Raw genomic sequence first — 12,622 nt, 5'->3', positions numbered from 1 at the left:
CCTGATCTTGCGTGATCAGTCGGACAGTTCGTCGCTGTCGTCCAGCACCTGACGGGCCAGGACGCGGGTGACCGGGCGGTGGAAGGCGTCCAGTTGGTCCACGATGTTCTCAACGGCGTCGGCCGAGCGGTCGATGCGGCGGGCCAGATAGTCCACGACCTCTTCGCCCGGCGTGATGTTGCGGGTGGCGAAGGCGCGCTTCAGCATGGCGGCCAGAACGGCGTCGTCGGGCGCCTCGATCCCGACGGTGCGGATGGCGTTCAGGCGCGAGCGCAGGTCGGGCAGGTCGCAGGCCCAGGCCGCCGGAGGGTCGCGCGACACCAGCAGCAGGGCGCCGCCCCCCGACTGGGTCAGGTTGATCAGGTGGAACAGGCTCTCGTCGTCGGCGTCCTGGGCGCGATCCAGGAGGACGAACTGGCCCTCCAGTTCCAGCGGATCCACCAGGGCGGCCTCGGCCCCGTGCAGGGCGACGGCGCCGGTGCGCTCGACCCAGGCGGCGGCCAGATGGCTCTTGCCGCTGCCGGGCGGGCCGAAGATCGACAGGACCGAACCGGGCGTCTCGGGCCAGGTCGCCAGGACCGAGGTCGCGCTGGAATTGGATTCGGACACGACGAAATCCGAGGCGCGCTGAGACGCCTCCTGCCGCAGGGGCAGGCGCAGTTGCTGGATGTCGGTGCCGAGGGCGGTCATGAAGGGAACCATAGCAGAGGCCGCCGGGCGTGCTGTGGGCAGGTTCCTTGCTGCGGTGGACAACCGCGCGGTGCTGTGGATTTAGCCGCCAGCCTTGACTTTCCGGGGCGATGGTGGGCCTTTCGCCCCTCCTAATTCACGCTGTTCTCCAGCCGTTTTCAGACGAAATCCGATCATGCACGCCTATCGCACCCATACCTGCGGCGCCCTCCGTTCGACGGATGCGGGCTCGAATGTTCGTCTGTCGGGCTGGGTTCACCGCAAGCGCGACCACGGCGGCCTGCTGTTCATCGACCTGCGCGACCACTACGGCTTGACGCAGCTGGTGCTTCACCCCGAGACGCCGGGCTTCGAAGCGGTCGAGCGCCTGCGGGCTGAAAGCGTCATCAAGATCGACGGCGAAGTGGTCAGCCGCTCGGCCGAAACCACCAACGCCAACCTGCCGACCGGCCAGATCGAAGTGCGGGTTCTGGCCGTTGAAGTCCTGTCGGAAGCGGCCGAGCTGCCGCTGCCGGTCTTTGGCGAGCCCGAGTATCCTGAGGAAATCCGCCTCAAGAACCGCTTCCTCGACCTGCGTCGCGAGACCCTGCACAAGAACATTGTCCTGCGCTCCAAGGTGATCCACTCGATCCGTCAGCGCATGGTCGAGCAGGGCTTCCTTGAGTATCAGACGCCGATCCTGACGGCCTCGTCGCCGGAAGGCGCGCGCGACTTCCTGGTGCCGAGCCGCATGCATCCGGGCAAGTTCTATGCCCTGCCGCAGGCCCCGCAGCAGTTCAAGCAACTGCTGATGGTGTCGGGCTTTGACCGTTACTTCCAGATCGCGCCCTGCTTCCGCGACGAGGACCTGCGCGCCGACCGTTCGCTGGAGTTCTATCAGCTCGACGTCGAGATGAGCTTCGTCACCCAGGAAGACGTCTTCGCCGCCATCGAGCCGCTGATGCACGGCGTGTTCAACGAGTTTGGCGACGGCAAGCCAGTCTCGCCGATCGATCAGACCCATACCTTCATCAACGACTTCGATCAGAGCATGGAGCACAAGGGCTTCGAGCGCCTGACCTATGCTCAGTCGATGAAGTGGTACGGCTCGGACAAGCCGGACCTGCGTAACCCGATCAAGATGCAGGACGTGTCGGAACACTTCCGCGACGGTGGTTTCGGCCTGTTCGCCAAGATTCTGGGCGCGGACGCCAAGAACGCCGTCTGGGCCATCCCGGCGCCGACCGGCGGCAGCCGCGCCTTCTGCGACCGCATGAACTCGTGGGCCCAAGGCGAAGGCCAGCCGGGTCTGGGCTACATCTTCTGGTCGGACGATCAGCAGGCCTGGGGCGGCCCCATCGCCAAGAATCTGGGTCAGGAGCCGACCGAGGCCCTGATGGCGAGCTTGGGCCTGGGCAAGGGCGACGCCGCCTTCTTCACCGCCGGCGACCCCGCCGTCTTCGCCAAGTTCGCCGGTCTGGCCCGCACCCGCGTGGGCACGGAGCTGAAGCTGGTCGACGAGGAGCAGTTCAAGTTCTGCTGGATCGTCGACTTCCCGATGTTCGAATGGTCGGAAGAAGAGAAGAAGGTCGACTTCAGCCACAACCCCTTCTCGATGCCGCAGGGCGGGATGGAGGCCCTGGAGACCCAGGACCCGCTGACCATCCGCGCCTATCAGTACGACATCGTCTGCAACGGCTATGAGCTGTGCTCGGGCGCGATCCGGAACCACAAGGCCGAGATCATGCTCAAGGCCTTCGAGATCGCCGGCTATGACGCCTCGGTGGTCGAGGAACAGTTCGGCGGCATGCTGAACGCCTTCCGCTTCGGCGCGCCGCCGCACGGCGGTCTGGCCCCCGGCATCGACCGCATCGTCATGCTGCTGGCCAACCAGACGGCCATCCGCGAAGTCATCGCCTTCCCGCTGAACCAGCAGGGCCAGGACCTGCTGATGAGCGCGCCCGCCGAGGCCGCCGAGAAGCAGCTCAAGGAACTGTCGATCCGCACGGCCCTGCCGCTCAAGATCTGAGCGGCGGCGGTCCGCTGACATGGAAAGGGGCGGCCTTCGCGGGCCGCCCCTTTTTTGTCTCGTGGTCAGTTGCCGGAGGCGATGACCAGGTTGCGCTGGCGCGGCGGAACGGGGGGCGCGGGTGCCGCAGGGTGGGCGCGGACGATGCGGACGCTGCCGCCGCAGGAGCGCACGGAGAGGCCGCTGGGCAGGCGCGTGGCGCCGTCGCCGCAGGCTTCCTGGATCTGTTCCTGACGCAGGCCCCGCGCGCCCGACAGGTCGGCGCCGCGAATGTCGGTGCGGTCCATGGAGGCGCCCGAGAAATTGGCGCGGTCGAAGTTTCCGCCGGTCAGGCGGGCGCTGTCGAGCGAGGCGTTGCGGAACGAGGCCCCGGCGAAATCGCCGTTGGTCAGGTTCGAGGCGTTGACCTCGGCGTTCGAGAAATCGGCGCCCTCGGCCCGCACATTGGCCAGGGTGGCGGCGAACATCTCGCTGCTGTTGAACTTGGCGCGGATCAGGACGGCGCGGTTGAAGTTCGCGCCGTTCAACTCTGCGGAAGACAGGTTAGCGCCTTGAAAATTGGTCTGGATCAGGGTCGCGCCCGTCGCTTCGGCACCGGTCAGGTTGGCGCTGGCGAACACAGCATCGGTGAAGTTGGCCCCGACCATCTCGGCGCCGCGCAGATCGGCGCGGCTGAAATCGCTGCCCGAGAAGTTCGAGCCGATCAACTCGGCGCCGCGCAGGATGGCGCCGACCAGGGTGGCGTTGGTGAAGCTGGCGCCTGTGAAGGTGGCGCCCGATAGATCGCGGCCCGACAGTTCGCAACGATTGCAACTGCCGCCCAAGGAGACCATGCGGGCGACGTCGCGATCCTGCATCTCGGCCATGTCCGCTGCTCCGGCAAAAGCGGGGGCGGCGATCAGGGCCCCCGACAGGGCGGCGGCTGCGGTGGCCAGGCGACGGAGGAGGGGACGCGTGCTTTTCATCACGTCACCTAGATGCTCTCACCTCCCGAAAAACCCTACTTAAATCGTGGTAACGAAGCCGGCCTTCAGCAGGCCGGAATGCGCAGGCCGGACGGCAGGACGGTCGCATCGTCGCCGCAGGCCTGATTGAGCTGGCTCTGGGTCAAGCCGATGGCTCGAGCCAGGTGGGCGCCCGACAGATTGGTTCCGCTCAGGCGGGCCCCGGCGAAGGTTGCGCCATCCAGGTAGGCGCCGACGAAGCTGGCGTTGGTCAGGTCGGCCCCGGCGAAATTCGAACCCGAGAAGACGCCGCCGTAGGCGTCGACGTCGCGCATGTCGGCGCGCGAGAAACGGGTGCGGTTCATCACCGTCAGGCTCAGGTCCGCCTGGCGCAGGCGGGCGCCGGCCAGATTGAGGCCGCGCACCTCCATGCCCGAGAAGTCGCCCTGGAACAGGTTGCAGCCGGGGCAGTCGCTGCCGCCGCGCACGCGGCTGATCTGGGAGGCGTTCTGGGCGGCCGCAGGCAGGGCCGTGACGGCGATCAGCGTCGCGGCGAGTGCGATAGCGAGACGGTTCATGCGAAGGCTCCGGGCTTTGAGGTCTCTAAGCAAGAAGCGGGCCGGAACGTTTCGCGATCAGCCCTGCATTTGCGGCGCGGCCCCGCAGGCGTCGCAGACCCAGCCGCCGCCTCGATTCTGCAGGGTGAAGTCGCCGCATTCGGGACAGGCGACGGCTTCGGTCGACGTCGTGGGACGCGGGGCCTCGGCCTTGCGGCCGAAGGGGACGACGACGAGGTTGTCGGGCGCCGCGCCGCGCGCGAAGCCCTTGGAAATGAACCGCGCCGCCGGCACCGGCTCGGCGTCGTTCGTGGTGACGGCCCCCAGACCATCGGGGTTTCCCTCAGGCTCGGCATTGGCCAGTTCTTGTCGCTCCAGATAGGAGACGCCCAGTTCGCGGAAGATGTAGTCGAGGATCGAGGTCGCCGAGCGGATCGAGTCATTGCCGGTCACGCGCCCGGCGGGCTCGAACCGGGTGAAGACGAAGGCGTCGACGAACTCGTCCAGCGGCACGCCGTATTGCAGGCCGATCGAGATGGCGATGGCGAAGTTGTTCATCAGGCTGCGGAAGGCGGCGCCTTCCTTGTGCATGTCGATGAAGATCTCGCCCAGTTCGCCGTCTTCGTATTCGCCGGTGTGGATATAGACCTTGTGGCCGCCGACAGCCGCCTTCTGGATATAGCCCTTGCGCCGGTCAGGCAGTTTGCGGCGGGTTCGGTCGCGCTCGATGACCTTCTCGACGACGCGCTCGACGGGCTTGGCTTCCGGCTCGGCGCGGCGCTGGATCGGTGCGTCGGATTCGATCAGGTCGAGGCGGAAATCGGCAGGCGGCGAGGCGCGGCGCAGGACGACGGCGCGGCGGCCGTCTCTCGCGGCCTGACCCAGGGCGCGGGCGGCCTGCAGCGCGCCGGCGCGCCAGCCGATCAGGTCGGGCGTGGCGTCGGGGGCGTCGCTGAACGGCTCGATGGCGCGGCGAAGTCCCGCCTCGAACACCGCAGGATCGCAGGACAACAGGGCGCGCAGGGCCTCGGGCGCGGCCTCCCAGCCGGACAGGTTGGGGTGGCCGAAGGCGGCGGCGCGGGCGGCTTCGATGGCGGCGGCGTCGAATCCGAGTCGGGGCAGCAGGTCGTCGCCGCCCTCGACCGAGAGGCCCAAAACGTCGCCGACGAAGCCGGCGTCCAGCACGGGCGGCGCGAAGACCGCAGACAACCGATCCGTTTGCGCCAGCGCGTCTTCGACGGCCTCAAGTTCGACATCGGTGAAGCCCAGTTCGCGCAGGGCTGAATGGTTCACGCCCGGCGCGCCCATCAGCGTGCGGCGACCGAACAGGCGGCGCTCGGCGTCTTCCACGTCCCCGCCGGCGCGGGCGATGGCGCGGGCCAGGGCGGGGCGCAGGCGGCGTTCGGTCTCGCCGTCGTCGGTCTGGAACAGGTCGGTGGGGGCGAAGGGAGAGGCGCCGAGGCGCAGGTCGATCTCGGCGTCGGCCACGAACAGGCTGATCGCCGCATGGCGACGGCCGTGGCGCGTCAGGGCCGACGCGTCCTGACCACGCTGGAGAGCGATGTCGACAGCCTCGTCCTTGGCCGTGTCCCATTCGGCGCAGGGGCCGAGGCGGGCGGCGATTTCGCTGGAGGCCGCGCCGGCGGCCGCTGAGACGCGCGCGCCGACCGAGGCGGCGAGGGTGGTTGCGTCCTCGGCCTTGGTCGCGACGGCCCAGTCGGCCAGACCGGACAGGCCGAGTGCGATGGGCCGGGCGGCTTCGCGTCGGCGGGCGGAGGCGGCGTCGGCGCAGAAGCCGATGGCGGTCTCGATCTCCAGCGCGAGGACCCAGAGGCGGACCAGATCGTCCAGCGCTTCGTCGAAGGTGTCGCCCGTCAAGGCCGCCAGCACGGGTAGGTGCAGGGCGGCGCGCGCCTCCAACTCGGCGTCGGCGAGGGCTTCGCCGTCGCGCGGCGTGAAGGTCAGGGCCAGATCGCCTTCCAGCGCCGCCTCGCCCACGGCCCGGGCTTCGGGCCCGCCCGAGGCGATGCTGTCGCGCGGGGCCAGCACCGGCTTCACGGCCCGGACAGGAAGGCCTGGCAGGGCGATGGCGGGGCTCTCGCCCTCGGCGGCGCGGATGATGTCGGCGTCAGTCGCGCCGCAGCGTCGGGCGGTCAGGGCGGCGCGGGCCAGGGCCGGGTTGCGGCCGGGATCGGCGCAGGCCTCGCGCGGGCCCTCGCAGCGGTCCACGGCGTCGGCGACGGCCTGCAGGGCGTCGGACAGGGCCTCGGCCGCGCGTCCCGCCAACCGTTCACCGCGTCGGGCGGCGGTCAGGTCGGCTAGACGTCGCGTCGCGCCGGGCTCGTTCAGCGAAATGAAGGCGGCGGCGCTGGGCGTCTGCTGGCTCGTCGAGGCCGGTCGGATCCCGTCACGCAGCACCGCGCTGGGTGCGGCGGCGCCCAGCAACAGGGCGGCTGACAGTTCTTCGGCGAAGGCGGCGGCGTCGGCGGCGATAGTGAACAGGCCCCGCACGCGGCCCCAGGCGGCGAGACGATGCGCCCAGCGGTCGGCGGCGCCCTCCAGCCAGGTTTCGTGATCTTCGCTCAGGCCGGCGGCGCCGTCTGGCAGGTCGGTCGGCAGGGCTTCGGCCCAGTCCAGCCAGGCCTCGACACGGGCGTCGGACCAGTCGGCGGGCGCCAGCGTTGGCGCCATGACGCCGGGGCGTTCGATCAGGCGGGGCTCCAGCGTCACGGTCGCGGCGAGGAGGGCAAATCGGGGCTTGATGCGCATCAGACGTCTCCGCGCGTGTCCTGATCGCGACATTAACGACGCCCTGTGAGGCGTTTCAATAAATCTTGGGTCTCGAGTGCGGGTTACCCCCAAGATGTTGATGTTCGGCCGTCACGCTAGGCGCTGGACGCGGGCGGCTGCGGTTTCTATGATCGCCTTGCGCCGCCGGACCTCCCTGGGCGGTGGAATTCAAGTGAGTTCGACGACGTGCTGAACAAGATTTTCGCATGGTGGAACGGCGCCACGATCGGCACCCTGTTCACCGTGGCCCGCCGCGGCCAACTGGTCGGCACGGACGAGTTCGGCAACCGCTATTACCAGTCGCGCGACAATGTCAGCTATGACGGGCGCAAGCGCCGCTGGGTCATCTATGACGGCTATGCCGAGGCGTCCAAGGTCCCGCCGGAATGGCAGGGCTGGATGCGCTACACCTATGATGAGGCGCCCAGCGAGAAGCCGCTGCCGCGTCGGTCGTGGGAAAAGGATCACCTGCCGAACATGACGGGCACGCCGATGGCGTGGCGCCCGCAGGGTTCGCTGGCCAACGAAGGCAAGCGCCCCGCCGCTACTGGCGACTACCAGGCCTGGAGCCCGGAATGAAACGACGCGTCCTGCTGATCGGCGTGGCCGTGGCGGGACTGGCGGTCTCGGGCGTCGGCATGGCCGGCGCCCTGATGGATCTGCCGCAGGATGCGGTGCCGGCCAAGGACCCGGTCGGCGACGTGCTGCGCGACGCCAACCGCGCGGCGAATCAGGCTGCGCCGTCGACATCGACGTCGTCCGCCGTTCAGCCTGCGCCGACCCCGACGGCCCCCGCCGGCGTTCCGGCTCCGGATTCGGGTGTGCCCGTCATCGTGCCCGGGACCGAAGTCGCCGCCGTTCAGGAGGAGGCGCCGCCCGAGGCTGCAACTGAAGCGCCCAGGCCCGAAGCGGCGCCTGAGGCCGCGCCCGGTCGTCGCCAGCGTCGTCCGGTCGCCATCATTCAGGCCATCGACAAGGTCACGGCCGAAACGATGCGGTTCGAGGTCGAGGTCGGAGGTCGTCCGGTCCGCTTCAACAAGACCTTGATCTTCAGCGCTCGTGCCTGCGAGGTCTCGGCGCCGGACGAACTGACCGAGGACGCCATCGCCTATCTGGAAGTCGGGGTTCAGCCGCGCGGCATCGCCGTGCCGACCGAGGCGCGCCAGATCTTCAAGGGCTGGATGTTTGCGTCGTCGCCGGCCGTCAGCGGCCTGCAACACCCGATCTACGACGCCTGGGTGGTTGGCTGTAAGGCATAGGTCACGGCCTCCGCGCCCGTTAGGGGCACGGTCAGGGCCAACTTGTCGGGCGTCAGGCGCAGGGCGGGCTTGAGCAGCCGCAAGTAAGCCGCCTGTGGCGTCTCCACCGCCCCGAACTGGCTGAGGTGCTCGGTCAGGAACTGGGCGTCCAGCAGACTCCAGCCGCCCCGCCGCAGGCGCGCCACCAGATGCACCAGGGCGACCTTGGACGCATCGCGCGCCCGGCTGAACATGCTCTCGCCGAAGAAGGCGCCGCCCAGGGTCACGCCGTAGAGGCCGCCGACCAGAACCTCGTCCTGCCAGCACTCGATGCTGTGGGCGTGGCCGCGCGCGTGGAGCTCTAGATAGAGGCGGCGGATCGGATCATTGATCCAGGTGTCCTCGCGCCCCGGCGTGGAGGCCGCGCAGGCGTCCAGCACGGCGGCGAAGGCCGTGTCGACCCGCACCTGGAACGGCTCGCGCCGGACGGTGCGGCGCAGGCGCGTGGGGATGTGGAAACGATCCAGCGGTACGACGCCCCGCTGGTCGGGCTCGACCAGGAAGACGCGCGGATCGTCGCGCGCCTCAGCCATGGGAAAGACGCCCCGAGCGTAGCAGGCCAGAAGTTCTTCAGGCCCGAAGGCGCTGGAGGGGCTGCTGGCGCTGAACTCGGGGTCTTCCAAGACGCCTTAGGCCTGAGCCTTCTGACGGGCGGCCCATTTTTCCAGCCAGTGGATGTCGTAGTCGCCCGACAAGATGTCCGGCTCCTGCAGCAGCTTCTGGAACAGGGGAATGGTGGTGTCGATGCCGCCGATGACGACTTCGCCCAGGCTGCGCTTGAGGCGGGCCAGGGCCTCCTCGCGGTCGCGGCCGTGGACGATCAGCTTGCCGATCAGGCTGTCGTAATAGGGCGGGATCGAATAGCCGGCGTAGATGGCGCTATCCAGACGCACGCCCAGGCCGCCCGGGGCGTGGAAGTCCGTGATCGTGCCCGGCGACGGTGTGAAGGTCTCGGCGTTTTCGGCGTTGATCCGCACTTCAATGGCGTGGCCGTCGAAGTGGATATCCTCCTGGGTGAAGGACAGGGGCAGGCCGGCGGCGATGCGGATCTGTTCGCGGACCAGATCGACGCCCGTGATCATTTCCGTGACCGGGTGTTCGACCTGCAGGCGGGTGTTCATCTCGATGAAGAAGAACTCGCCGTCCTCCCACAGGAATTCGATCGTGCCGACGCCCAGATAGCCGATGGCGGCGATGGCCTTGTTGACCGTCTGGCCGATAGCCTTGCGGCCTTCGGCCGACAGGGCGGGCGAGGGGGCCTCTTCCAGCACCTTCTGGTGGCGGCGTTGCAGCGAGCAGTCGCGTTCGCCCAGGTGGACGACGTTGCCGTGGCTGTCGGCGATGACCTGGATCTCGATGTGGCGCGGCTTCTGGAGGTAGCGTTCCATATAGACGGCGCCGTTGCCGAAGGCGGCCTTGGCTTCGGTTTGGGCCGTCTGCACGGCCTCGACCAGATCATCGGCGGTCAGGGCGACCTTCATGCCGCGACCGCCGCCGCCGGCGGCGGCCTTGACGATCAGGGGGAAGCCGATGGCCTTGGACGCCTCGATGGCGGCCTCGATGGTCTCGACTTCGCCGGCCGAGCCGGGAACGCAGGGGATGCCGGCGTCCAGAACGGTCTGCTTGGCGCTGATCTTGTCGCCCATGACCCGGATGTGCTCGGGCTTGGGACCGATGAAGGTCATGCCGTGGGCTTCAACGATCTCGGCGAAGCGGGCGTTCTCGGACAGGAAGCCATAGCCCGGGTGGATCGCCTGGGCGCCGGTGATTTCGGCGGCCGCGATGATCGACGGGATGTTCAGATAGGACTTGGCCGCCGGCGCGGGGCCGATGCAGACGCTTTCGTCCGCCAGCCGCACCCACATGGCGCCGCGGTCGGCTTCGGAGTGTACGGCGACGGTGGAGATCCCCATCTCCTTGCACGCGCGGTGGATACGCAGAGCGATTTCGCCCCGGTTGGCGATCAGGACCTTGGTGAACATGACGGGTCTCAGGCTTCCAGCATGACCAGAGCTTCGCCGTATTCGACGGGCTGGGCGTCGCCGACCAGGATTTCCGACACGACGCCGTCGCGCGGGGCCTGGATCGGGTTCATGGTCTTCATGGCTTCGACGATCAGCAGGGTCTGGCCCTTCTTGACCTTGTCGCCCGGCTTGACGAAGGCCGGAGCCTCCGGCGAGGCCTGCAGATAGGCGGTGCCGACCATCGGCGACTTCACCTCTTCGCCCTTGCGGGAAAGGATGGTGGCCGGGTCCGACGGCATGGAGGCCGGGGCGGCGGCAGCGGCGGGCGCAGCGTGGGCGGCCGGGGCGGCGGCATAATGCATCGGTGCGGCGGCGGTCATGGTGATCTCGCGGGCGACACGGATACGCAGTTCGCCGCGCTCGACCTCGATCTCGGTCAGGTCGGTTTCGTTGAGGATGTCGGCCAGGCTGCGGATCAGGCCGGCGTCGATGCCTTCGTTCTTGTGTTTGTCGTCAGACATGGCGGTGCTCTCTTCAGGTCTTGGGCGAACGGGCCCCGGCGTCTGCGCGTTCCCGCGCAAGCCGAAGGGCGGCCTTGACGGCCAGTTCGTAGCTGTGGGGGCCGAAGCCCGAAATTACGCCGGTCGCAACCAGCGAAACATAGGAATGACGCCGGAAATCCTCGCGCGCGGCGGGGTTCGACAGGTGACATTCGACGACGGGCACGCTGAGCGTCTTCAACGCGTCCAGCAGGGCGACCGAGGTATGGGTGAAGGCGGCGGGATTGATCACCAGGGCGCAGGCCTCATTGCGCGCCTCGTGGATCCAGTCGACCAACTGGCCTTCGTGGTTCGATTGGCGGAAGACCACGCGCACGTCGCCAGCGGCGGCCTCGCACAACGCCTGGACGTCGGCCAGGGTCTCGTAGCCATAGATGTCCGGCTCTCTAACCCCGAGGAGGTTGAGATTGGGACCGTTCAGGACGTAGAGGACAGGGGCTTCGGGCATTCGCTCGGAAAACTGGCGCTCACGACCGCGCGGATTCGGTCGGGCGTTGTAGCTCAGGTAAGGCGCGACGCAAAGCGCGTCGATGAAGAGGTTGACCTAACGTCATGCGTATCGAAGTCAACGGCGAGGTTCGGGATACTGTCGCCACCACGATTCTGGGTCTGGTTCAGGAGCTGTCGCTGGACCCGAAGAAGGTGGCGGTCGAGCGCAACCTGGAGATCGTGCCGCGTTCGCTGCACGGCGAAACGGCGCTGGCTGAGGGCGACAGGATCGAGCTGGTGCAGTTCGTCGGGGGCGGCTGACACTACTCTTCCGTCATCCTCGGCCTTGTGCCGAGGATCCAGAAACGCGCTCGTCGCCGGATGAAGCGCTTTGTTCCGATTTTCGAGCCTTGAGTCTCTGGATCCTCGGCACAAGGCCGAGGATGACGCGTAGGGGAAGACGGCGCGCCGTTAGCGAAGCGTGTCGGACAGCATCAAATCCCATGACGACGCTTTCCCCCCGAGCCGCACGGCGCTAGGTCAGGATCATGACCGATACCGCCCCCCGCACCGACAGCTGGACCGTCGCCGGCCGCACCTTCAACTCGCGCCTGATCGTGGGCACCGGCAAGTACCGGGACTACGCCCAGAACGCCGCCGCCGCCGAGGCCTCGGGCGCCGAGATGGTCACCGTGGCCGTGCGCCGGGTGAATCTGACCGATCCCAGCCAGCCGGTTCTGACCGACTTCCTCGATCCCAAGCGCTATACCTATCTGCCGAACACGGCGGGCTGCTTCACGGGCGAGGACGCGGTGCGGACCCTGCGTCTGGCGCGCGAGGCCGGCGGTTGGACCCTGGTCAAGCTGGAGGTCCTGGCGGATGCGCGCACCCTCTACCCCGACATGGAAGAGACCCTGCGGTCGCTCAAGCTGCTGACCGCCGAGGGTTTTGAAGTCATGGTCTATTGCACCGACGATCCGGTCTATGCGCGCAAGCTGGAGGACGCGGGCGCCGTGGCCATCATGCCGCTGGGCGCGCCGATCGGCTCGGGCTTGGGGGTGCAGAACCCCATCAACATCCGCCTGATCGTCGAGCAGTCCAAGGTGCCGGTCCTGGTCGACGCGGGCGTCGGCACGGCCTCGGACGCTGCTGTGGCGATGGAACTGGGTTGCGACGGCGTGCTGATGAACACCGCCATCGCCGAGGCGCGCGACCCGATCCTGATGGCCAGCGCCATGAAACACGCGGTGATCGCCGGGCGTGAAGCCTATCTGGCCGGACGGATGAAGAAGCGGCTTTATGCCGATCCGTCGTCGCCGCTGGCGGGCCTGATCTAGAAACCGCGACGACAGGCCGCGACTCTGGGGCGGCTTGCCGGGCCG

13 protein-coding genes are annotated in these 12,622 nt (G+C 68.3%); 5 read left to right on the top strand and 8 right to left on the bottom strand.

Features of this window, described 5'->3' with window-relative positions; genetic code table 11:
- Nucleotides 1-15: 15 nt before the first annotated feature.
- On the bottom strand, nt 16-690 hold the full coding sequence (locus AC1DJ5_RS03460) for a P-loop NTPase family protein (protein ID WP_441453092.1): 675 nt from the start codon (nt 688-690) through the stop codon (nt 16-18).
- Between the two features lie 175 nt (nt 691-865).
- Between AC1DJ5_RS03460 and aspS the strand changes: the two genes are divergently transcribed.
- Nucleotides 866-2,698, top strand: a complete 1,833-nt coding sequence (gene aspS, locus AC1DJ5_RS03455; RefSeq protein ID WP_477019699.1) for an aspartate--tRNA ligase — start codon at nt 866-868, stop codon at nt 2,696-2,698.
- Between the two features lie 65 nt (nt 2,699-2,763).
- Here aspS and AC1DJ5_RS03450 read toward each other — a convergent pair whose 3' ends face one another.
- From AC1DJ5_RS03450 to AC1DJ5_RS03440, 3 genes are all read right to left on the bottom strand, one after another.
- Nucleotides 2,764-3,663 (bottom strand): pentapeptide repeat-containing protein, encoded by a 900-nt coding sequence (locus AC1DJ5_RS03450; protein WP_441453096.1) that lies wholly within the window; start codon nt 3,661-3,663, stop codon nt 2,764-2,766.
- A 65-nt stretch (nt 3,664-3,728) separates the two neighbouring features.
- Nucleotides 3,729-4,220, bottom strand: a complete 492-nt coding sequence (locus tag AC1DJ5_RS03445; protein WP_477019698.1) for a pentapeptide repeat-containing protein — start codon at nt 4,218-4,220, stop codon at nt 3,729-3,731.
- 57 nt (nt 4,221-4,277) lie between these two features.
- Entirely contained in the window at nt 4,278-6,968 is a 2,691-nt protein-coding gene (locus tag AC1DJ5_RS03440; protein ID WP_477019697.1) for a TSCPD domain-containing protein, read from the bottom strand.
- A gap of 207 nt (nt 6,969-7,175) precedes the next feature.
- Between AC1DJ5_RS03440 and AC1DJ5_RS03435 the strand changes: the two genes are divergently transcribed.
- Nucleotides 7,176-7,568, top strand: coding sequence for an NADH:ubiquinone oxidoreductase subunit NDUFA12 (locus AC1DJ5_RS03435; RefSeq protein WP_441453102.1), 393 nt, complete (start codon nt 7,176-7,178; stop codon nt 7,566-7,568).
- Nucleotides 7,565-8,248: a DUF2155 domain-containing protein gene (locus AC1DJ5_RS03430; RefSeq protein ID WP_477019696.1), complete on the top strand. Its 684-nt coding sequence runs from the start codon at nt 7,565-7,567 to the stop codon at nt 8,246-8,248. The genes AC1DJ5_RS03435 and AC1DJ5_RS03430 overlap by 4 nt, the downstream gene beginning before the upstream one ends.
- Here the strand turns inward: AC1DJ5_RS03430 and aat are convergent.
- The 4 genes from aat to aroQ are packed head-to-tail and all read right to left on the bottom strand — an operon-like array spanning nt 8,215 to nt 11,259.
- The gene (aat, locus tag AC1DJ5_RS03425; RefSeq protein WP_441453105.1) at nt 8,215-8,910 is read right to left on the bottom strand and encodes a leucyl/phenylalanyl-tRNA--protein transferase; all 696 of its coding nucleotides are present in this window, start codon (nt 8,908-8,910) and stop codon (nt 8,215-8,217) included. The two genes, AC1DJ5_RS03430 and aat, sit on opposite strands and share 34 nt — an antisense overlap.
- Nucleotides 8,911-8,916: 6 nt before the next feature.
- Nucleotides 8,917-10,269, bottom strand: coding sequence for an acetyl-CoA carboxylase biotin carboxylase subunit (accC, locus tag AC1DJ5_RS03420; protein WP_477019695.1), 1,353 nt, complete (start codon nt 10,267-10,269; stop codon nt 8,917-8,919).
- A gap of 8 nt (nt 10,270-10,277) precedes the next feature.
- Nucleotides 10,278-10,772 (bottom strand): acetyl-CoA carboxylase biotin carboxyl carrier protein, encoded by a 495-nt coding sequence (accB, locus tag AC1DJ5_RS03415; protein ID WP_441453109.1) that lies wholly within the window; start codon nt 10,770-10,772, stop codon nt 10,278-10,280.
- Nucleotides 10,773-10,785: 13 nt separating this feature from the next.
- Nucleotides 10,786-11,259 (bottom strand): type II 3-dehydroquinate dehydratase, encoded by a 474-nt coding sequence (aroQ, locus tag AC1DJ5_RS03410; protein WP_441453111.1) that lies wholly within the window; start codon nt 11,257-11,259, stop codon nt 10,786-10,788.
- A gap of 104 nt (nt 11,260-11,363) precedes the next feature.
- Here aroQ and thiS point away from each other — a divergent pair, with 104 nt between their 5' ends.
- Nucleotides 11,364-11,561 (top strand): sulfur carrier protein ThiS, encoded by a 198-nt coding sequence (gene thiS, locus AC1DJ5_RS03405; protein WP_441453113.1) that lies wholly within the window; start codon nt 11,364-11,366, stop codon nt 11,559-11,561.
- 227 nt (nt 11,562-11,788) lie between these two features.
- Nucleotides 11,789-12,577, top strand: coding sequence for a thiazole synthase (locus AC1DJ5_RS03400; protein ID WP_441453115.1), 789 nt, complete (start codon nt 11,789-11,791; stop codon nt 12,575-12,577).
- The last annotated feature ends 45 nt before the right edge of the window (nt 12,578-12,622 follow it).

This window comes from Brevundimonas sp. 01N35, from assembly GCF_056399785.1.
The sequence above is the reverse complement of the archived record's forward strand: the minus strand, read 5'-3'. Positions and strand labels throughout refer to the sequence as shown.

Coding starts and splice junctions, on each gene's coding strand:
- AC1DJ5_RS03460 (WP_441453092.1), bottom strand. CDS start 690: ATGACCGCCCTCGGCACCGACATCCAGCAACTGCGCCTGCCCCTGCGG.
- aspS (WP_477019699.1), top strand. CDS start 866: ATGCACGCCTATCGCACCCATACCTGCGGCGCCCTCCGTTCGACGGAT.
- AC1DJ5_RS03450 (WP_441453096.1), bottom strand. CDS start 3,663: ATGAAAAGCACGCGTCCCCTCCTCCGTCGCCTGGCCACCGCAGCCGCC.
- AC1DJ5_RS03445 (WP_477019698.1), bottom strand. CDS start 4,220: ATGAACCGTCTCGCTATCGCACTCGCCGCGACGCTGATCGCCGTCACG.
- AC1DJ5_RS03440 (WP_477019697.1), bottom strand. CDS start 6,968: ATGCGCATCAAGCCCCGATTTGCCCTCCTCGCCGCGACCGTGACGCTG.
- AC1DJ5_RS03430 (WP_477019696.1), top strand. CDS start 7,565: ATGAAACGACGCGTCCTGCTGATCGGCGTGGCCGTGGCGGGACTGGCG.
- accC (WP_477019695.1), bottom strand. CDS start 10,269: ATGTTCACCAAGGTCCTGATCGCCAACCGGGGCGAAATCGCTCTGCGT.
- accB (WP_441453109.1), bottom strand. CDS start 10,772: ATGTCTGACGACAAACACAAGAACGAAGGCATCGACGCCGGCCTGATC.
- aroQ (WP_441453111.1), bottom strand. CDS start 11,259: ATGCCCGAAGCCCCTGTCCTCTACGTCCTGAACGGTCCCAATCTCAAC.
- thiS (WP_441453113.1), top strand. CDS start 11,364: ATGCGTATCGAAGTCAACGGCGAGGTTCGGGATACTGTCGCCACCACG.
- AC1DJ5_RS03400 (WP_441453115.1), top strand. CDS start 11,789: ATGACCGATACCGCCCCCCGCACCGACAGCTGGACCGTCGCCGGCCGC.